Here is a 19463-nt window from a genome sequence, read left to right on the forward strand (position 1 = left end):
AAAAGCCTATTCTTTACGACTGCCTTGAGTCGTAAATTAAGTATAGTCGGGTTCTTATAATAAACCGGATTTTTCTAAAATTAATTCATATGAATTTGACGATTAACCGACACAATAAACTATTCGGAAATCACAGATGAGATCGCATTAGTAATCAACTTTCTAAGTAGTTTATTTTTATCATCTAAATGCTTTGCCTTTCTATAAACAAGCTGGATATCAAAATCTGGAACATCAATAGGTGGCTTCACAGCTAGTAAGGTTTCTTCACTATCAATATCCTTGCGCGCGACTAGCTTGGGGACAATACACAATAGTTCTCTGCCACGAATGAGTCGTTTAACAGTTAAAAAGTTACTGGAAGATATCGCGACTTTCCGGCTTAAGCCGAGTTCACCTAAACGAGTGTCCACTCCCGTCTTTAAAGCCCCTGCAGGGGAAACAAGCGCGTGCTCGACAGCAACAAATTGTTCTAGCGACATCGGCTCCTCAATAGATAGAACCGATTGATCAAGTAAACAAACATGTTGCTCCGTATACAAATGCTTTGTTCGATATTGCTTTGGTACCTCACCAAAGCTGCCTATCGTCATATCAAGCTTGGCATCGTCAAAGACTTGCTGATAGTTAGATCGATTTACGTTGAACAACGCAATTTGAGAATCAGGAGAGGACTGTTTAATGAGATCAAACAACACTGGAGCAAACATCTGCTCGGCATAATCGGTAAGACCAATCTTCCAACTGCCTTTGTAAGTTGTTGCATCAAATGATTTAGAGAGTAGTACTTCAGATTGAATGGTATTGAGCAAGGCATCGACAGTACTGGATAATTCAATCGCTCTATCCGTTGCTTCCATCTTGCTACCTACCCGCTCAAACAAAGGGTCATCAAACAACTTTCGTAGCCTTTGTAAGCTATGGCTCATCGCAGATTGGCTGACATAACAACGCTCAGCAGCCTTACTCACGCTATTCGTTTTATACAAAGCCTGCAGTGCAATCAACAAGTTAAGGTCGACCCCTTTCCAGTTAAAATCAGCCACAAATCAATCCCATATCATTCATAATTATAATTAAAACAATTAATTTGAATCATAGTTCAACTCCACCTAAATTACGCTAAACATTTATCTGGAATCGATCATGCTTTCAATTTTTAAAACATTTTTCTGGCTTGGCTGGATTAGCTTTGGTGGGCCAGCTGCGCACATTGGCTACTTCCGTAAAACCTTTGTTGAGAAGCTTAATTGGCTATCTGATGAAGAGTACGGGCAAATTGTCGCCCTCAGTCAATTTCTGCCGGGTCCAGGCTCAAGTCAGGTTGGCTTCGCGGTTGGTTACAAAAAAGGTGGCTTAACCGGTGCGATTGCCGCATTTGTAGGCTTCACCTCCCCTTCTGTCATCCTAATGTTGATATTGGCCTTAGTGAGCAATCAGTTGTTGGAAGCACCGCTTTTCATTTCTATCATCCACGGACTTAAGCTACTCGCGGTCGTGGTTGTGGCTGACGCCACTTTCGGCATGTACAAAAACTTTTGCCAATCAAAGATAGCAACAGCACTGTGTGTGATCACCGCGATTGTTCTGCTTTTAATTCCTGGGATCTGGCCTCAGGTATTAGTTCTATTGTTTGCTGCTATGGTTGGCAGTAAGTTCTTAACCTCACACGAATTAAAAACAGTACCTTCGACGCACAAGATATCGTTAACACCACTCGTGATTTTCGTTGCTTTACTGGTTGGTCTGCCTCTATTCAGTGCTTACTCTCAAGGCATTGAAGTATTTGGCTTGTTCTACCAAGCAGGTAGCTTAGTATTCGGTGGCGGCCACGTGGTACTTCCGTTGCTACAAAATGGTATTGGTGACCAACTGTCTCAAGATGCCTTCCTAACAGGTTATGCAGCAGCACAGGCAGTACCAGGGCCTATGTTTACACTTGCTACTTACTTAGGTTATGTATTGATGCCATCGGCACCGATCACTGGCGCACTACTCGCAACGATTGCTGTGTTCTTACCGGGCTTCTTATTACTACTGGGTGTACTGAAGAACTGGCAGGCGATTGCAAGCAAACCTTTAGTGGCAGGCGCTCTTACTGGTGTGAATGCGGCGGTAGTCGGTTTATTGTTGGCAGCGCTATATCAACCGATCTTCACAAGCGCAGTAAGCAGCGGCATAGACTTCGCTCTGATCATTGTTGGTGTGTGGTTATTGAAAACAATTAAGATGCCGATTGTAGGTTTAGTGGGTACCTTTATCGCCGCTGGTGCGATGCTTAACTATTTATAATTAAGCACTTAGATACCCAACTTTAGATACTAAACTGAGTTACAAATAATAGCCCCTGATCAGGAAACTCATCAGGGGCTATCTTATTTAGAATGACTTAACTTGATAGGGCGTTATATCGGGGTGCTGGCTTTCATTTCCCTTACCTCTGCCAACGCTCTATTTAGGTTCTCATTAGCAATTTTGTAGTAAGACGGCTTTTTATCGATCGCTTGTTGAAGATAAGGAATCGCTTCATCAGGTCGACCTTGGAGAATTAAAAAATACCCGACATTATTCAACGCTTCGGGAGCATCCATATGACGCATAAAAACGTTGATCGCCTTTTTCACATCGCCGGAAGCTAAGTAAATAAGGGCAAGGTTATTCTGAGCTTTCTCATTGTTAGGCTCAATCTCTAACGCCGAACGAGTGTATTGATACGCTTCTTTGTAGTTGCCATACATGTAATGGGAGTAGCCCATGTTCAACAAGGCTTTTACTGAGGTTTTATCGATAGTGAGCGACTTTTTAAAATACTCTTGAGCTATTTGATGCTTACCTTCAACATCCTCCAATACCCCAATTCCCATATAAGCGAGTGCTGGCGACATGCTATCCACCTTCAAGCCAGCAACTTCACTTTGGCTTAACGCTTGGTAATTTTTAGTCGTTTCACTGCTTTTCAAGCGAACTTGGTCTGAATTAATCGCTTTAAAGAAATAACTCCGTCCTTCATCTGTACGACGTTGTTTGGTGTATAGAACGCCTAACTGCTCCAAAACTTCAGTGTGAGCGGGGTTAAAATCTAGCGCTGCAAGGTAAGCTTTCTCGGCCAACGCATAGTTACCGCGAGACGAATGTATTTGGCCAATAGTGAACAGAGTTTTATCGTGAAACTCTTTTTCAGGGAAAGACAAAGAGCGTATGTATTCATACAACGCCAAGTCTATATTGTTGTCTCGCAGAGCAATGTCACCGCGCATAATTGCTTCTTTTTCATTTAGCGGTGGATCATCACTAGTCAAACTATCGATTGGTTTACCCGAATACAATTCGGCATCAAATTGGTTGGTTGGTTCGTCAGAAGATGCACAACCAAGTAGCAAAATGGGCAATAGTAGTAGAAGAAACTTATTGTATAACATCATAAACTTGCTCCCGGCGCACTTAATGCGTCCATTACGATCAAGAGTCCAGGGCCAAGTGCAACAATGAAAAAACAAGGCCAAATAAATATCAACATGGGGAATAACATTTTAGTCGGTATTTTCGCCGCGATTTCTTCAGCGGCTTGCTGACGCTTATCTCTAAAATCTTCAGTATAGTCACGGAGCGTTTGCGCTAAACTTCCGCCCATTCTCGATGCATGAGAAAGCAAAGAAACCAAGCCTTCCAATTCAACTAAACCAGTTCGTTCGATAAGCTGCCTAAGCGCATCAGGCATAGTGACGCCCGCTTGAATTTTAGCAAACACAGTCTCTAGTTCATCCGCAAGTTCAGGCTGAGAGATATAAAGCTCTGATGCAACACGTCCAAGAGCTGCATTAAAGCCAAGCCCTGATTCAGTACATACAACAAGAAGATCAAGCGCATCAGGGACGCCGTTTCTGATTTTTTTCTGACGCTCTTTTTGCAGCTTACTTAGAATAATATTAGGTGTGAATGTGCCAAGAAAAACACAGGTCATGATGAGTAATTTATTATACTCTCCGCCTAACGCTATGTAATAAACCATAAAGCCCGCGACGATACCTATTAAGCTAGATAAAACCTTCAACGCATAGAAAACCGATAACGAGCTCTTCTCATGAAACCCTGCATGCATCAACTTTTCTGAGTAAGTTTCATTATCTTTTTTATTACCTTTACTTATAAAAGGGCTTAATGATTCTAACGTATTCGAGAAGTCGTATGGTTTTCTGCCGGTAGGTGCCCCATCTTCTGATATCTGTCTCAGTTTTTTGTCCAAGGGAGAACGAGCTCCTAAAAAAAGAAATCCAAGCGTTAGCGTTAACAACACTGTTGTAAGCAAAATCATCGAATAGATAACCATCTGAGAGCTAACTCCAAAGTCTGCTAACATCTGCTTCCAAACTTCAATATTTAATAATTCCATAGGTTATATCTCTATGCTGATGATCTTTTTAATCCACAAGGCTCCGATAGCCAAAAGAACAATACCGACACTCACCATGGATAGGCCGCGGGGATCTTTATAGAGTGGCTCGATATACTCAGGACTAGCGACCCTTAATGCGAAAAACAAACCAAAAGGAGATAACGTTAAGATCCATGCTGATAAACGACTTTCAGCAGAGAGCGTTCTGACTTTCCTTTCCAGTTTAAAACGTGCTCTAAGTACTTCAGATACCTTTTGCAGATTCTCAGAGAGGTTACCCCCAGTCTCTTTTTGCAACATTACAGCACTAGAAAATGCCAACATTGAGACGGTTGGTACTCGTTCTGTCATTTGTAGAATCGCCAAACGTAAGTCATAACCATAATTAAGCAGGTTATAGGTATTTTTAAATTCAACACCGATTGGATCTGGAAGTTCTTCGCCAACCTCGTTAAATGATTGAACGAGGGGTTGTCCTGCTTGTAATGCACGTCGAATAATATCTAAAGCCTCAGGAAGCTGTTCTTCAAATCGAGCCATTCGGTAGGTCACTCGATTTTGCACAAATAGATAGGCGATAACCCAAACAAAAATGAATGCCGCGACAGTAAGGAACCATACTTGGTTGGTCATTATCGATATCAATGAGAGTATTACGGCGCAAAGAGAAACAACAAGTAAGAACCGGCTTAACGTCACTTTCATACCGGCAAGTTCCAACATTTTTTTCAAGCCAGCGAAGAAAGGAATAACGATGAGCTTACGATCCAGCGGAGAAAGCTCTTTGTTATAGTGTTCCTTAAGTAATGACAAACTCTCTGCATCGATATTACGCTGCGTTTCTTTTAAGCGGCGAGACAACTCTTTATGTTTCGCTTTCTTACCGGCAGCAGGTAATAACAACGCCTGTGAAATAAAAAGTACTGCGATAAATAATAGGGCTAATGAAACGCTTACATTGTCCATATTCCCTCCTTAACCTTTGGTCTCACTAAAGAGCTCGAAAGGCAGGTCGAGTCCACGTTTGACTAACTGGTCATGGTATTGAGGCACAACCCCCGTTGCTGTGAAATAACCGATAATATTGCCGTCTTCATCAATACCTTTACGCTGAAAACGGAATATTTCCGACATCGTAATCACCTCACCTTCCATGCCGTTGATCTCTTGGATACTCACCATACGACGCTTACCATCTTCTTGTCGCTCCATCTGTACGACGAGGTGGATAGCCGAAGCAATTTGAGCTCGTAAGTTTTTGGTTGATATGTTCCACCCTGCCATCGAGAACATGTTTTCAACACGACTCAAGGCATCACGGGGGGTATTCGCGTGAATGGTAGCCAGTGAACCATCATGACCCGTATTCATCGCCGCTAGCATGTCAACGGCTTCGCTACCACGCACCTCCCCAACCACGATTCGGTCTGGTCGCATACGCAAGGTATTTTTAACCAATTCGCGCTGGCTGATTTCTCCCTTCCCTTCTAGGTTAGCAGGGCGGGTTTCGAGACGAATAACATGTGGTTGTTGCAGTTGTAATTCTGCCGAGTCTTCTATGGTAATAATTCGCTGGTCTCGCGGAATGAAACCAGAAAAGATATTCAGTGTGGTTGTTTTCCCTGACCCCGTCCCTCCTGAAATCAAGATATTCAGCTCACCTTTCACGGCAGCCTCCACAAATTTAGCCATCTGAGGCGAGACTGAGTCGTAACCAATTAAGTTATCCATGGTCAGACGATCGACAGCAAAACGACGGATCGAAACGGAAGGGCCATCGAGTGCGAGAGGCGGGATAATCGCATTAACACGGGAACCATCAACTAAGCGGGCATCTACCATAGGTGATGCTTCATCGATACGACGACCAACCTGACTGACGATACGGTCAATAATGTTTCTTAAATGGCGATCATCAAGAAAAGTATAGGGCGTTTTTTCGAGTTTACCCCGTCGCTCCACATAAACACTTTTAGGGCCGTTGACCAATATATCCGATACAGTTTGATCAGCTAATAAGGGCTCCAACGGACCAAGACCAAAAACTTCATCTTCTATCTGTTTGATGACCCGCTTACGACCTTCTGCACTGAGTGCATGACTACCATCATCAGCCATCAACTGAACGATAGCTTCATGCAAATCTAGCTTGGCGCGCTCTTTCTCCAAGCTAGAAAGTAACCCTAAGTCTAACGTTTCAAGCAACTGCTTGTGAAAGAAGTGTTTGATTGATAATTCTTGCTCCAGTACTTTTCGAGCTTCATCGATCGCTTTCTCCTTTTCAACGCTCGCTTCTGTCCGAGAGTGACTGGACGTCTCAACACTTGATAAACGTTCAACAGGATTGGCATCTTCTGAATCATGCGAAATCTGTTCTACTTTTTTTTCAAACTCTGGATTTACATTTTTTCGTTTAAAGAACATCACAATCCCTCGTGTTTACTTTTCATCAACTCATTATGAAAACAACTTTTTCAGCCACCCTTTCTCTTCCTGCTCCGGTGGTGAAAGAACATGAGATAAGTCGATGATAGAGCGAGTAATAGAGCTTTTTTTTCTCGACTGAACTAACGGCTGCCCCAAGTTGGCACTCTCTAGCGCGACTTTAAAATCATTTGGCATAAGGTGTATGTCGTGGTTACCCACTGCTTGCTCAATGTCTTTCAACTTAATTGAATGTCGCTTTTCATAACGGTTGAGAATGACCTCTATTGAGTCACTTTGTAAGCCGTACTCAAACTTCAGAGATTTAATTAGTCGGCTTGTGTTTTTTACTGACACTAAGCTCTGTTGCAAAACCAAAAGTACTTTAGTCGCGGGTGATATTGCTGATGCAAATACGTGATCTAAGCCTCTAGACAGGTCAATGATCACATAAGGGTAGAAACGACGCAGAATTGGAAGTAATCTGCCAATTTTCTGAGCCTGCTCGAAATCATCAGCGTTATTTTCATGTTTAAAGCTTAGAACATGGAGACCTGATTCGTGTTTATTTACCAAAGATCCCAAAGACATTTCATCCAAATCATTAGAACTGTTGATCGCATCAGAAACGCTATAAGTCGGAACTATGTTCAAATAGTCTGGAATCACGCCAAACTGGAGATCGATATCAAGTAAAAGAACTTCATTAGGATGTTGAGTCGCCATCTCAATGGCAGTATTTAAAGCCAAGGTAGTTGCCCCCATCCCTCCTTTGGTATTCAAAAACAAGATAAACTCTCCGTAACTGGAGTTCTCAAGTTTTTCGGAAGCGGTTTTCTTCAATAATGGAAGTAAGTCCGATAGAGTCACATTATGAGACAAAAAATCTGATGCCCCTAAACGAAGTGCTATTTTTAGTGATCCGTTATCACTTTCATCACCAAGCACAACTAAAGACAAATCCTTGTCTTCTAAAGACAAATCATACCCTTGCAACTCAACCATTTTTTGAGCCCAATTCCCATTAGCTTCAACGAAAATAAGCTCTGGGACATCTGCACTTTTTAGGTATTCCTCACTCATTGCCGCAAGAGAAAACGACGTTACATGAACATTTCGGCATTTTTTTAGTTCTTTACTCATATGCGAATGAAAGCCGTCAGTACTGTAGACTAACCAAACCTTTAGATTCGTTCTTAAACGCGTCATATCTTTATCGTTTTCATTCGGCGTTATTTTGATCGCTTCCCCCATACCGCTACTCCCGTAATAAATAACTTATGGACACCGATTCCTTTTTTCAGAGTCCGCCCTAACCACACCTAAGCTTTCAGCTGGTAATATTGTTTCAAACGCAGGGGCAGCAAGAAATCCATTCACTCCTAGAAAGCTTAGGTTACTGATTAACTGAATGCCATAACCCGTAGCCCTAGCACGCACAAACTTAATGGTGCCAAAGTTCGCTTCAAAATCAGAAGCAACCTCTCCCCCGCTCGCGTCTAAGTAAGCCACTTCTAAGTTCGCATTAGTAAATCCAACAAGAGGAATATCATCCACCACCATTCCTGCAATATTGTCTCTATCTAGGACGTAACATACCGTCGCTAACCGAGCCGCCTTCCTAGTCGCTTCACTAACCATTTGTAGCGAAAATATATAGGCACCCAACGCTAAAATGAGAAAGAGAAGTAGAAAAATTAGCGATGAGACCAGAGTGAACTCAATAATGGCCAGCCCTTCAATTCGTCTTTTAAGCCTTGTCATCACAGCACCCTCATCACTGAAGTCACACTTAATGGAACAGCAAAACTCTCATTCGAAAAAGGAATAGACAAGAAAAGTGGAACATAATCATACGTCACACTAACTCGTACATAACTGTCGCCTGAAGGCGGGGTTACCGTCACATCCGATGTCGTCAATGAAGATAGTACAGCTGTCCCCGCGCTGTTCTGACCATAGACCACGACATTCTGAATTTCAGACGTCGGTGCGATGGTTCCACCAATGGTTCCATATACTTCACTAACCGCATAACGAGCGCCATTTTGTACTGACTTCGATATCACATTGTAGTGAACCAGAACATTGCCAAGCTCTAGAACTAAAACTAGAAAAAACAATAAGACGGGAGTCACAATGACCATCTCTACAGCAGCAAACCCCTGTTGAAATTGATTAGATTGCTTCATGATCAAGACTCCCCACTATTGGGGTCCTTATACAAAACAATCTTATAAGTCCCTTCCGTTGTCGACGTTGTACTACCAGAACCACCAGCAACACTGCAAGAGTGGATAAACTCACCAAAAACGGCGGGTGTACCTGAGTTATTAGTTGGTGCTTTTTGCAACAAGAAAAAACAGCCAATTTTGTTTACGGTAAAGTCGGTTGCACCACCACTTTTACCTGAGCAATCAACCATAGGAATCGGTAAAATTCTTCGCCAAGCCACACCATTAGATGCACACCCTGAACCTCCGCTTGCTATACAGGCGTTAGTCTCTGACTCATATTGAGCGTAGGTATAACTTCCGTCAGAGTCGATCTCTCCCGTACCGGCATCAATCGTTATTTCGTTGGTAGGTTCTGTGGTTACATAATCTGAAGGATAATCTGATGCAGATAAGCCACCACCATAATCACCAAAACGAGTATTCAGGCCATCGCCTGTGGGACCAACCGTGCCACCTGGTTTAGTGGTTATATTGTCACCAATCGCTACAGGATAACTATAATTCCCACCTAAGCCCTCTTTGACGGTTTTACCACCAGAGCCAAAGTCTAATAGGTGATAATTACCATTACCCATTTCAGATAGTTTGTTATCCCCTACCTTAAGAGCATGAACGGTACCGACCTCATAACCAAACACATTGGTTATTACCTCACCGGTGTCATCGTGAAAACCATCTTCAGGATCAATATCGTTATCCGAAGTGCCATCACCAATACATACGCCAATGGGTACAACGTTATTAACGACTTCTTGCCCTGAGCTTGGCCCAGCAACGGCACTTGCCGATACTGCCTTATCAAGACCAAACATATGAATGAAAAATTCATCCATCTCTAGTGCATCCACGCGAACTCGCACATAAACATCATCACTTGCACCGAACGTCGCCGTGCCAGTAAAATCCTGTGGGTCATTCGAATAATCAATGCTTATAGAAGCGGTCGAAAAATCAATTTCTTGGTTCCCTGTTGAAGCCGCCATAGCATTGAGCGCCGTACCGACTTCCGCGTCTACCGCGTCTTTATCTTTGCTATTGTCTAATATGGTTGCGGCAGCCAGCGCTGCAGAATCAACTGCATTTTGTAAGCGCGTTTTATTTACAACCATATGGTTTATGTCTATAGCTAGCGCTGAGACAGCTAGAAAAACCAACAAGGCAGCAGTAATCATCACCACAACTAAGCCTTGTTGCTTTTTAGGGCTTTGTGATACTCGATACAACATATGAGTACCTCCAGATTTAGTTAAAATCTTCTAAGATCTGGCTACTACTTCCGGACAGTTCGTTTTCACCTCTGCCAACATATCTGTCGTAACCAGTCTGCATCCGCTCCCCTGTACCATCAGGTACTTCGAGTAAATTCTCTTGGGTAGCATTAGGGTTATACGTTTGCTCTGTTTTCACTAGTGCTACCGAATGCCCTAAACGAGCATCGTTCGCACAGCCAACTAATAACATTGCGAGAAAGATCATCATTATTTTAGTCATATCTATCCCCTTATAAATCATGCCCAAATGAGCCTTCGCTACCACCATCGGTCGGTGATATATCCTGTGAAGCTTGAGATTGCTCTGAATCAGATTCAGACGGTTCAGCTATGTAAGCGCCTCGGCCCAATAAGTAATACTCCAAGTCATTAGGGTCAACAAAAGCATCAGTTGGCAGTGTTACTTTACTTCTATCCACCGGTTTGGCGAGTCGAGGCGTAACAAGAATGACCAACTCTGTTTCACCAGACACATATTCTTGGCTATTGAAAAGCTGACCTAAAATCGGCACATCGCCAAAGCCTGGCATCTTGTTACTGATGTCCCTAACATTCTCACTCAACAACCCCGCAATACCGATGGTCTGACCGTCGGCTAACTCAAGCGTCGATGACGCACTTCTTCGTGTAATTGGAGGGATAAAGTAAGTCGCATTGGTAGTACCAGGATCAATCGTTAACGAGCTACTATTGGCAATTTCACTCACATCAACCGCTAAGTTTAGGTTGATTTTTTTGTCACTGAGTACCGTTGGGATGAACTTTAAACCCACACCATACTCTTTGTACTCAATCGTAATACCATCCTCATCAGGCACTGGAATTGGAAACTCCCCACCAGCTAAAAACTCAGCCTTAGAACCACTTAATGCGGTTAAGTTCGGTTCAGCCAATACCTTAGCGACCCCGTTTTGTTTTGCTACGTCCAGTGCGAAAGTAAACAATGTATTACTATCAATGAAAGAACCTAAAATGCCGTAATCGGTAGAGGTAGGAATATTGAAAATTGGGGTTGCACCTAACACACCAGCAGGGACTGAAGACGCCCCCCAAGAAAAGTCAGACCCACTGGTTTGGAAGAAGTGGAAGTTTGCATCAAACTTTCTCACCAAGCTTCTTTGCACCTCGGCAACCGTCACCTCTAACATGACTTGTTGAGCCCCGCCAATGGACATCAAATTGATAACACCGGTAGCAGCGGCTTGCTCGCTACCACTTTCATTTGATTTGTCAGCGGTTTGCCCAGATGAATACGTTTCTGCAATTCGCATCGCGACATTCATTTGTTGTTGATTACTCACCTGACCACTCAACAACAAACGATTCTGTGCGCTGTGGACTTCGATAGTTTCATCTGGAAGGAACTCATATAATTTAGCTTTGAGGCTATTAAGATCATGAGTAACCTCAATGTTAATAGACTCAATTAACCGACCTCGAGAGTCCCAAGCCATTAGGTTTGTCGCACCTAATTTTTTACCAATTAAAAACACTTCATTTGATTTTAAAATTACAATATCTAAAACTTCAGGATCACCAAGAGAAACCTTCGCCGCTTTTCCCGACAGCACGACATGCGTAGATTTATGATGTGGAACCGTGACTGTTTTTCCCGTTTGTAACGCCGCAACACTGGCCGTCGAAATACAAATCAGGCTCAAAACACACGCAATTAATATTCTCATATTTCACCTCAATCCTTGACGCGCACATTAGATGTTTCTGTACCTTTGATAATGGTGACACTTGGTCTAGGCACATATCGACGAACCACTTTTTTCTCAACTTCATGTGGGTTTCTCAAAGTCAGCTGAATATCGCCCTTGCTTTTAGCCGTGAGAAGTTTCTCTGCCTCTTTCGGCGTCATCTCAAGTGTTACCGCTCGTACAATAATTGGACTGTTTTCATTCGTCTTAGCCGTTTGGTCGACAGCCAAAACCTTGATGTCTTTTAATACTGTTTGAGTCGTGGCAGAATTTTTTCCGTAAGAAACGGTATTGAGAATATCAACCTTGTTACCCGGTAATAAGAAACCCGCCACACCAATAACATCATCAACACGTATCGTTACCGCACGTTTATTTTCAGGGATAAGAGCTGCAAGCGTTGACCCTTCTCCTGGTACAGTAAATCGTAACTTGTGAAGCACCTCTCCCGCATAGACAGTATTCGCAACAACCTTGCCAATCAGCTCTGCTTTATCCGAATAGTTATTTTCATTAATCCAATCAACTTCCATCAACCTGGTGGTTAAAAACTGATCCTCGATAATGGTTCCGGCTTCAATTTCTTGTGATGCGACAACAACGGGGTGACGCTCGACCGTTTCAACTTCAACGGTTGGCTGAACTTGATCATCCATCCACTGCTTAGCAAAAAATACAGCCGCTAAGCCGAATACTACGGACAGTAAAAACAGTAGGAAAACTTGACTCTTATTCATTATTCTCTTCCTCGTGTCCATCAGAGGTAAAATAGACTTCCCATGCCATGGAAAGAATATCGAATGTGATAACAGGTGGGAGTTGCTCAAACGAAAGAATGTCTTTGCTTATACCAACGAGATCTTTCGGCAAACAGGGGAAAAGTGGCACCTTAAGAAGCGTGTGCATTTGAGACAAACGCTCAAAGAAACCATCTTGAAGCTCCATCTCTTTTTCAGCGACGACGCTCATCCATAAAGCTTCATAATCTCGCTGATTCAGCGGCTTGAATTCAATTTTGTAACCTAAACGACGTAGAAATGCAGGGTCGCTTATTTTCTTGGGATTTAGATTGGTAGAAAAAGCTAGCGTTAGAACAAATGGCATCGTTATCTGCTGACCATTGGGCAACGACAAATAGTCGAATGAGTACTCCATAGGAACAATCCAACGGTTAAGAAGTGCATCCACCGGCATGGGCTGACGACCCAGGTCATCAATGATAAAAATCCCATTGTTTGCCATCATTTGTACAGGCGCTAACCAAACGCGACTGTTCTCTGAATGATTAACCTCGAGCATATCCATAGTCAGTTCTCCCCCAACCTGGATATTTGGTCTTTCACAATTAAGCCAACGCTTGTCGTATTGATCTTTGAGGGAGATACTTTGATCGCTGCCGTTACTATCCAGCGGTTTATGATGCTGTGCAGAAAACACCTTAATGATATTGCCCAACGCATAAACGGCATAAGGAATGAAAACCGACGTATGCAGCGCATTGACAATGCGCGACGCTACAAATGTTTTACCCGTCCCCGCATGCCCATACAGTAATAAGGCACGCCCCGAATTAATTGCAGGCCCCAATACCGAAATCATTTTATCGACACCATATACATCATCCAGAGCAGCTTCGACATGTGGCCGAGTCACTAACTCTGCTCTCAGGTCTTGCTGTTTGACCACATCACTATATTGAGCAAGCGAAACTGGAGCAGGACCTAAATACGCATCTCGTTTAAAAGCTAGATCAGCATCTTCAAGCCCTTTCTCAGAAAGAGAATAGCGGACGTGACTATGAGATGCTGATGAGAGAGAAAGATTGTTGGTTGGTTGAAAAACTTCAATCAATGACTTTTTTCTCAACACAGCCAACGCACTTTCAACAATATGTGTCACAACACACAAGTAGTTAGAGAGCTCTAAAACATCCGACTTCGGATAAGCTGACAGGTGCTTCAACACAAGGTTTTCAATAACGACCTCAGGAACACCTAGCATATCAATAGATGTTGGTACGGTTGGAGCAGATATTTGAGGTTTTAATGTTGTTGGATCAGTATGTCCTATAATATCCATATATTATTCCTCTCCATTAGAACTAGCCAACAACACTTTTAAGTAAAATAACTATACATCGCTAAACCGATAACAACAGAAGGTGCAAAAGGCATCGTTATTTTTTCTTTATATCTAGTATTTACTTGATTATTGGTTGGATTCAAATTCAACGTTCCCCCTTGAAGCCCTAAACTATTAACTTTATATAAAAACAAGTACATAAGTCCAATCAAACCACAAGATATTATAATATAATAACCAACATCTATTATTGCCGACGCGCCAAAAATACCACCTAAAACACCCAAAAGTTTAGCATCACCAGCAGACATCACTTTAAGAAAATAAAGTAGTAACCCACCAGAGAAATAAATTACAACGCCTAATATCTGCTCTTTAACTCCGACTTGTTGAAAACCATAAGAAAAACCAACAATAATAAGCATTATCAGTAGGTTGTTTGGTATTCTATTTTCACTAAGATCGTAAAATGAAATAAAAAACATAACTAACCAAACACATAAATAACTTACCATATGCTTGTCAACCCTTTTATAACGAATAGAGGATACTAGACAACTTAGAAAGAAGCGCCGTTCCGAAAGAAGCAAATAATATCCCAACTAAAATTAATAAACCTGCAGCACCAATAACATATTCAACAACTACAAGCCCATTCTCATCTCTTTGAAATTTTCTAATCAATGCTCTATCCAAACGTGCTCCTACTAACTTACTAGTAAATTTTTCCAGTCTATACACCTGGAGTACCAGTCTCTGTAATTAACCCAATGATATTTGTCAGTTTGGTAGCTAGGGCAGCACCTACACCGGAAAAAATTGTGGTCAAACCTAAAACAAGCATCGCTGCACCGATTACGTACTCGATAACAGTCAACCCTTCTTCATCTTTCATGAATTCTTTACAATTATTCAAAAACTTATCCATGAGAACCTCTCCTTGATTTACGTATCAGGCTTTGTTTACCTGTAAACTAAATCTAGAGGTGAGAGATATATTCGGTTAGGATTTTTTTGCCATTCACTTGCACTTTTTTGTGGTACTTCTAATCTAATTGTTACGTATAGTAATTTAGCTAATTTTAAACCCACATTTAAATATGAAATAGAGTTGGTATTTATATGAAAGTAGTAACACCTTTATTATCAGATAAGGATAGTGACTTTAACGCTGTTATTATCAATAAAATAAGCCACTACTTTCCTATTGAAAACTTTGGACAAGATATATCTATAATCAGTAACTTAGATGTAAGGTTAGTGTTTTTCATATTGAATAAGCCAGATAAACTTCAACTACTTACAATGGCTTTAGCTATTTGCGAGAACCTTAATAAAAGAATAGTTCTTATTTGCTCAGACCCGTTACCTAATATCGTTCGAAATCATAAGAATATATTCTTTATTATCGAAACAAACAGTAAACATCTGACCAGTAAGTTCGAAGAACTGAAGAGTAAAACACAGCATATCTTCGAGCCTCATTTTGATCTCGACCGAGATACAAACAACAACAATCAATTACCTGCAAAGTTGTTTACCTCTGAAGTCGTTAACTTTGTTATGGACAACATCAACAAAGAAATCAGAGAAACAGAAATCGCAGAAAAGTGTCATTGTTCAACAACCTACTTTTCTAAGAAGTTTCATCTACACTTTGGGGTAAGCTTTAGAGACTTTGTGTGCGATAAACGAATCCTGTTAGCCAAAAAGTTAATCGAAGCCGATACCGAATCAAAAATAGCTGTTATTTCTTACCAATGTGGATACAAGGATGTGTCGTATTTTTCAAGAATCTTTAAGAAAAGGACCGGAGTAACACCCGCAAGTTACAGACGTGCCTGCACGGATAACAGAAAACGCTAATTTTACTCCCTAAAAGAAAAAATCATGGTACATTTAACATGATCTTAACAAAAATAACTTAGCGAAAAACATGGAGTTAGACAATGATTCAGCCTAACGAGTTTAGCCAAGAACAAGCAACAGCTCTCCCTACACCCAATGACATGATTTTAAAATGGGCAGAAGATCGCCCAGATGAAGTCTATTTGAAACAGATTATTAACCGTCAATTTGTCGAATTTACTTATAAAGAAGTAGCCGACAAAGCACTGAAACTGGCGTCAGCATTAGAAGGACTCGGAGCCCAACCTGGCGATCGAGTCGCTCTCGTATCGAAAAACTGTGCAGAGTGGTTCATCTGCGATCTTGCCATGATGTTAGGAGATTTTGTCAGCGTCCCAATCTTTCCAACAGCAGGTGCAGATACCATTCAGTACTGTATTGAACACAGTGAATGTAAAATTGTGATTGCGGGTAAGCTTGACGATCCTAAAGCCACTCAAAAAGTACTTGATGACAACCCGAGCTTGGTGAGTATTTCACTGCCATACGACAGCGCAGCGAAGTGCCAACACACTTTCGAGCAGCTCATTGAGACACATGAACCATCAACCAAACGCCCTCAGCATCACGACGATAAGCTGATGTCACTTGTTTATACATCGGGTACATCAGGGTTACCAAAAGGCGCAATGCTCACCTACGGCGCATTTACTTGGTCTGTTCAAAGGTTGATTGACCATATTGGGATCCAACCTGGCGATCGCCTGTTTTCTTACCTACCGCTTGCTCATATTACAGAACGCGTTTACATCTTTGGTTCTTCAGTAATGGGGGGCGTGGTTACGGCTTTCCCTGAATCTTTAGACACCTTTATTGATGATGTGAAAATGCATCGCCCTACACTGTTTATCTCAGTTCCTCGCTTATGGACTCTGTTCCAGCAGCGAATCCAAGACAAATTGCCACAGAAGAAACTGAACTTCTTACTGAAGATTCCGTTTATCAACAACATCATTAAGAAGAAGCTTGCTGATGGCTTAGGGTTAGACCAAGCTCGCGTTCTCGGGTGTGGTTCTGCACCTGTATCACCCGCTCTACTCGCATGGTATGAGAGTGTTGGCCTGCACATTACCGAGGCATGGGGCATGACAGAGTCTTTCGCCTACAGCACGCTCAACTACCCATTCAGAGCCGATAAAATTGGTACGGTTGGTAATGCAGGTCCAGGGATCGAACTCAAAATAGCTGAAGATGAAGAGATTCTAGTTCGAGGCAAAGGCTTATTCTCTGGTTACTACAAGAATGATATTGCAACCCAAGAGTCTTTTAACTCGGATGGTTGGCTTCATACCGGTGATATCGGTGATATCGATAGTGAAGGTTACCTAACGATTCGTGGGCGTAAGAAAGATACCTTTAAAACCGCTAAAGGTAAGTTTGTTGCCCCTGTACCAATCGAAAACAAACTGTTTGAGTACAGCCGCGTAGAAATGATGTGTTTGATAGGTCTTGGCCTACCTGGTCCAATCCTACTTGTGGTACCGCATGACTTCCCTAACTTTGATCGCGCTCGCTACGAGAGAACCACTAAACGAGTGATCGAGAGAATGAATGAGAAGCTCGCGTCTCATGAGAAGATCAAGGGCGTACTGATGATTAAAGAACCATGGAGTATTGAAAATGGTGTGTTAACACCAACACTCAAGATCAAACGCCATGTACTAGAGCAGAAATACCATGAAGTCGGTCATAACTGGCCGAAAGATAAATTGGTGGTTTGGGAAGAATAATTAAAATCGAGAGGGAGCCATTATGGCTCCTTTTTTGGCAGCAAAGTACGCTCAACCTTAGATTAGCCAGTCCCTCCCCTAACACTCCCACTCACTCCCAAAATGACTTCTTCAGTTCTTTCTCGACTTGTTCCGACGTAATCCCGATATCTCTAAGTAAATAATCGGGTAGCTCAGACAGTTGCTTTCTGGTTCTACGATTTTGAAAGTACAGGCTTAATTTAGAATAGAATTTCTTAATTGATAATGATGACAAAAATGAATGGTTGGTATTTACTATTGCTGTGATCGTATTCATAACCTTTCCCCTGTTGATCTTTTGCTTTGTTATGGTCAATAATCGACCAGTAGAGCAACATCGACAAACGATAGATACTGGCATTCAGTTAAGGAAAACTAATGTGAGAGAACGCACTCCACCATTCCAAGGGATCTACTATTTTTACACGGCGGCAGAAACAGGCAGTTTTAAACTCGCCGCACAAAAGCTATTTGTCACGGCTGCAGCAGTCAGCCAACAAATTCGCCAACTTGAAGAGTGGTTAGGCGCAGATCTGTTTATTCGCCAGCACCGAAAAATAGTATTAACCCATGAAGGTGAAGTGCTTTACCTGCAAGCGAAGAAAGGCTTTGCTCATATTCAAGATGGGGTGAGACGAATCAACCAAGATCCTAACCCCACTCAACTGTCGATCTCTACCGTGCCTTCCTTTGCTCAGCATTGGCTCGTACCAAGAATTGGCGACTTTCGCGATCGCCACCCTGATCTATCCATGCTAATTGAGCCGACCAATAAGCTAGTCACATTTGAAGATTCTAATGTCGATATCTGCGTTCGATACGGTCATGGAGACTACCCAAACATCGAATCACGTTGGTTGATGGACGAGGTCATTTACCCGGTTTGCCACCCTATTTATCAAGAGAAACATGGTATCTATGACATCGACGATCTGCATAAAGCGGAACTTATTGAAGACCGTTGGCCTGATATGGATTGGAATCTCTGGTTACAAGTCGCAGGGGTAAAAGCTGGCCGAACATCACTGCAATTTGATGGCTCTCATTTTGTGTTAGAAGGTGCGCTATCCGTTCAAGGTGTCGCGCTTGTTAAGCACAGCTTGGTATACCGCTATTTACAAGAAAAGAAATTGGTGCGAATCGGAAACATCGCGCTGAAGCCTAAGTACAATTATTTTTTGTGTGCGCCTCCAGGTTACTTTCATCGAGAAAAGATAAAACGTTTCGAAGAATGGATGCAGAATCAGGTTAAATTATTTGGTAATACAGGTAGAGAAGAGCTTTCGATTATCCACACCGACTACGAACTCAAATGGTCGGATAATTCATAAGGCGAAACTGGTATACTTAGCTCAAATAAATGGCGAGAACATCTCATGACACAAGACAATAATCCACTTCACGGTATCACTCTACAGAAGCTACTGACTGAATTAGTTGAACATTACGGTTGGGAAGAGTTGAGTTACATGGTGAACATCAACTGCTTTAAAAAAGACCCGAGCATTAAATCGAGCTTAAAATTTTTGCGTAAAACAGATTGGGCTCGTACCAAGGTAGAGCAGATTTACATCGACTTAAAGCGTTAATCTCTCCCTACTTTATCTGTCCCGTGTTGATTAAATACGGGACAACCCCTGTGTCTACTTTTTAGGGGCCATATCAATATCACATCTCGCATCTCGCATCTC

General features: G+C 42.1%; 22 protein-coding genes. 5 read left to right on the forward strand and 17 right to left on the reverse strand.

Features of this window, described 5'->3' with window-relative positions:
• Positions 1–119: 119 nt before the first annotated feature.
• Positions 120–1046: a LysR family transcriptional regulator gene (locus AB4351_RS09475; RefSeq protein ID WP_372125715.1), complete on the reverse strand. Its 927-nt coding sequence runs from the start codon at positions 1044–1046 to the stop codon at positions 120–122.
• A gap of 100 nt (positions 1047–1146) precedes the next feature.
• Between AB4351_RS09475 and chrA the strand changes: the two genes are divergently transcribed.
• Entirely contained in the window at positions 1147–2292 is a 1146-nt protein-coding gene (gene chrA / locus AB4351_RS09480; protein ID WP_372125718.1) for a chromate efflux transporter, read from the forward strand.
• 113 nt (positions 2293–2405) lie between these two features.
• Here the strand turns inward: chrA and AB4351_RS09485 are convergent, their stop codons facing one another.
• Genes AB4351_RS09485 through AB4351_RS09555 form a run of 15 tightly spaced genes read right to left on the reverse strand, consistent with a single transcriptional unit; the run spans position 2406 to position 15041 of the window.
• Positions 2406–3422, reverse strand: a complete 1017-nt coding sequence (locus AB4351_RS09485) for a tetratricopeptide repeat protein (protein WP_372125721.1) — start codon at positions 3420–3422, stop codon at positions 2406–2408.
• Complete coding sequence (locus AB4351_RS09490) at positions 3419–4390, reverse strand: type II secretion system F family protein (RefSeq protein ID WP_102498635.1); 972 nt, start codon at positions 4388–4390, stop codon at positions 3419–3421. Before AB4351_RS09490 ends, AB4351_RS09485 begins: the two co-directional genes overlap by 4 nt.
• A gap of 3 nt (positions 4391–4393) precedes the next feature.
• Positions 4394–5359, reverse strand: a complete 966-nt coding sequence (locus AB4351_RS09495) for a type II secretion system F family protein (protein ID WP_017080030.1) — start codon at positions 5357–5359, stop codon at positions 4394–4396.
• Positions 5360–5368: 9 nt separating this feature from the next.
• Positions 5369–6817: a CpaF family protein gene (locus AB4351_RS09500; protein ID WP_004734450.1), complete on the reverse strand. Its 1449-nt coding sequence runs from the start codon at positions 6815–6817 to the stop codon at positions 5369–5371.
• Positions 6818–6850: 33 nt separating this feature from the next.
• Positions 6851–8071: an AAA family ATPase gene (locus tag AB4351_RS09505; protein ID WP_102398355.1), complete on the reverse strand. Its 1221-nt coding sequence runs from the start codon at positions 8069–8071 to the stop codon at positions 6851–6853.
• A 24-nt stretch (positions 8072–8095) separates the two neighbouring features.
• A complete protein-coding gene (locus tag AB4351_RS09510; protein WP_029222738.1) occupies positions 8096–8581 on the reverse strand; it encodes a TadE/TadG family type IV pilus assembly protein in 486 nt (161 codons plus the stop codon).
• Entirely contained in the window at positions 8581–9009 is a 429-nt protein-coding gene (locus tag AB4351_RS09515; protein WP_029222737.1) for a TadE/TadG family type IV pilus assembly protein, read from the reverse strand. Before AB4351_RS09515 ends, AB4351_RS09510 begins: the two co-directional genes overlap by 1 nt.
• Before the next feature lie 2 nt (positions 9010–9011).
• Positions 9012–10280, reverse strand: a complete 1269-nt coding sequence (locus AB4351_RS09520) for a TadE/TadG family type IV pilus assembly protein (protein ID WP_017080026.1) — start codon at positions 10278–10280, stop codon at positions 9012–9014.
• Positions 10281–10296: 16 nt separating this feature from the next.
• Positions 10297–10593 carry a hypothetical protein gene (locus tag AB4351_RS09525; RefSeq protein ID WP_017080025.1) on the reverse strand — a complete coding sequence of 99 codons (297 nt, stop codon included), beginning with the start codon at positions 10591–10593 and terminating at the stop codon, positions 10297–10299.
• A complete protein-coding gene (locus AB4351_RS09530; RefSeq protein ID WP_372125727.1) occupies positions 10556–12010 on the reverse strand; it encodes a type II and III secretion system protein family protein in 1455 nt (484 codons plus the stop codon). The genes AB4351_RS09525 and AB4351_RS09530 overlap by 38 nt, the downstream gene beginning before the upstream one ends.
• Before the next feature lie 8 nt (positions 12011–12018).
• Positions 12019–12768, reverse strand: coding sequence for a Flp pilus assembly protein CpaB (cpaB, locus tag AB4351_RS09535; RefSeq protein ID WP_136973751.1), 750 nt, complete (start codon positions 12766–12768; stop codon positions 12019–12021).
• Positions 12761–14110, reverse strand: coding sequence for an AAA family ATPase (locus AB4351_RS09540; protein WP_372125730.1), 1350 nt, complete (start codon positions 14108–14110; stop codon positions 12761–12763). The genes cpaB and AB4351_RS09540 overlap by 8 nt, the downstream gene beginning before the upstream one ends.
• A gap of 38 nt (positions 14111–14148) precedes the next feature.
• Positions 14149–14628, reverse strand: a complete 480-nt coding sequence (locus AB4351_RS09545; RefSeq protein WP_372125733.1) for a prepilin peptidase — start codon at positions 14626–14628, stop codon at positions 14149–14151.
• Between the two features lie 16 nt (positions 14629–14644).
• A complete protein-coding gene (locus AB4351_RS09550) occupies positions 14645–14809 on the reverse strand; it encodes a Flp family type IVb pilin (protein WP_248389332.1) in 165 nt (54 codons plus the stop codon).
• 37 nt (positions 14810–14846) lie between these two features.
• Positions 14847–15041: a Flp family type IVb pilin gene (locus tag AB4351_RS09555; RefSeq protein ID WP_372125736.1), complete on the reverse strand. Its 195-nt coding sequence runs from the start codon at positions 15039–15041 to the stop codon at positions 14847–14849.
• 194 nt (positions 15042–15235) lie between these two features.
• On the opposite strand from AB4351_RS09555, the gene AB4351_RS09560 reads away from it, so the two are divergent.
• Both AB4351_RS09560 and AB4351_RS09565 read left to right on the forward strand, forming a co-directional pair.
• Positions 15236–15979 (forward strand): helix-turn-helix domain-containing protein, encoded by a 744-nt coding sequence (locus AB4351_RS09560; RefSeq protein ID WP_372125740.1) that lies wholly within the window; start codon positions 15236–15238, stop codon positions 15977–15979.
• An 83-nt stretch (positions 15980–16062) separates the two neighbouring features.
• Positions 16063–17751 (forward strand): AMP-binding protein, encoded by a 1689-nt coding sequence (locus AB4351_RS09565; RefSeq protein WP_372125743.1) that lies wholly within the window; start codon positions 16063–16065, stop codon positions 17749–17751.
• Between the two features lie 91 nt (positions 17752–17842).
• Here the strand turns inward: AB4351_RS09565 and AB4351_RS09570 are convergent, their stop codons facing one another.
• A complete protein-coding gene (locus AB4351_RS09570) occupies positions 17843–18049 on the reverse strand; it encodes a DUF1127 domain-containing protein (RefSeq protein WP_372125745.1) in 207 nt (68 codons plus the stop codon).
• Between the two features lie 103 nt (positions 18050–18152).
• On the opposite strand from AB4351_RS09570, the gene AB4351_RS09575 reads away from it, so the two are divergent.
• Positions 18153–19103, forward strand: a complete 951-nt coding sequence (locus AB4351_RS09575; protein ID WP_372102527.1) for a LysR substrate-binding domain-containing protein — start codon at positions 18153–18155, stop codon at positions 19101–19103.
• 45 nt (positions 19104–19148) lie between these two features.
• A complete protein-coding gene (locus tag AB4351_RS09580; RefSeq protein WP_012604684.1) occupies positions 19149–19361 on the forward strand; it encodes a VF530 family DNA-binding protein in 213 nt (70 codons plus the stop codon).
• Positions 19362–19463 lie beyond the last annotated feature (102 nt).

Source organism: Vibrio sp. 10N.261.51.F11 (assembly GCF_041471665.1).
GTDB lineage: Bacteria > Pseudomonadota > Gammaproteobacteria > Enterobacterales > Vibrionaceae > Vibrio > Vibrio crassostreae_C.

Coding starts and splice junctions, on each gene's coding strand:
- chrA (WP_372125718.1), top strand. CDS start 1,147: ATGCTTTCAATTTTTAAAACATTTTTCTGGCTTGGCTGGATTAGCTTT.
- AB4351_RS09485 (WP_372125721.1), bottom strand. CDS start 3,422: ATGATGTTATACAATAAGTTTCTTCTACTACTATTGCCCATTTTGCTA.
- AB4351_RS09490 (WP_102498635.1), bottom strand. CDS start 4,390: ATGGAATTATTAAATATTGAAGTTTGGAAGCAGATGTTAGCAGACTTT.
- AB4351_RS09495 (WP_017080030.1), bottom strand. CDS start 5,359: ATGGACAATGTAAGCGTTTCATTAGCCCTATTATTTATCGCAGTACTT.
- AB4351_RS09500 (WP_004734450.1), bottom strand. CDS start 6,817: ATGTTCTTTAAACGAAAAAATGTAAATCCAGAGTTTGAAAAAAAAGTA.
- AB4351_RS09505 (WP_102398355.1), bottom strand. CDS start 8,071: ATGGGGGAAGCGATCAAAATAACGCCGAATGAAAACGATAAAGATATG.
- AB4351_RS09510 (WP_029222738.1), bottom strand. CDS start 8,581: ATGACAAGGCTTAAAAGACGAATTGAAGGGCTGGCCATTATTGAGTTC.
- AB4351_RS09515 (WP_029222737.1), bottom strand. CDS start 9,009: ATGAAGCAATCTAATCAATTTCAACAGGGGTTTGCTGCTGTAGAGATG.
- AB4351_RS09520 (WP_017080026.1), bottom strand. CDS start 10,280: ATGTTGTATCGAGTATCACAAAGCCCTAAAAAGCAACAAGGCTTAGTT.
- AB4351_RS09525 (WP_017080025.1), bottom strand. CDS start 10,593: ATGGTGGTAGCGAAGGCTCATTTGGGCATGATTTATAAGGGGATAGAT.
- AB4351_RS09530 (WP_372125727.1), bottom strand. CDS start 12,010: ATGAGAATATTAATTGCGTGTGTTTTGAGCCTGATTTGTATTTCGACG.
- cpaB (WP_136973751.1), bottom strand. CDS start 12,768: ATGAATAAGAGTCAAGTTTTCCTACTGTTTTTACTGTCCGTAGTATTC.
- AB4351_RS09540 (WP_372125730.1), bottom strand. CDS start 14,110: ATGGATATTATAGGACATACTGATCCAACAACATTAAAACCTCAAATA.
- AB4351_RS09545 (WP_372125733.1), bottom strand. CDS start 14,628: ATGGTAAGTTATTTATGTGTTTGGTTAGTTATGTTTTTTATTTCATTT.
- AB4351_RS09555 (WP_372125736.1), bottom strand. CDS start 15,041: ATGGATAAGTTTTTGAATAATTGTAAAGAATTCATGAAAGATGAAGAA.
- AB4351_RS09560 (WP_372125740.1), top strand. CDS start 15,236: ATGAAAGTAGTAACACCTTTATTATCAGATAAGGATAGTGACTTTAAC.
- AB4351_RS09565 (WP_372125743.1), top strand. CDS start 16,063: ATGATTCAGCCTAACGAGTTTAGCCAAGAACAAGCAACAGCTCTCCCT.
- AB4351_RS09570 (WP_372125745.1), bottom strand. CDS start 18,049: ATGAATACGATCACAGCAATAGTAAATACCAACCATTCATTTTTGTCA.
- AB4351_RS09580 (WP_012604684.1), top strand. CDS start 19,149: ATGACACAAGACAATAATCCACTTCACGGTATCACTCTACAGAAGCTA.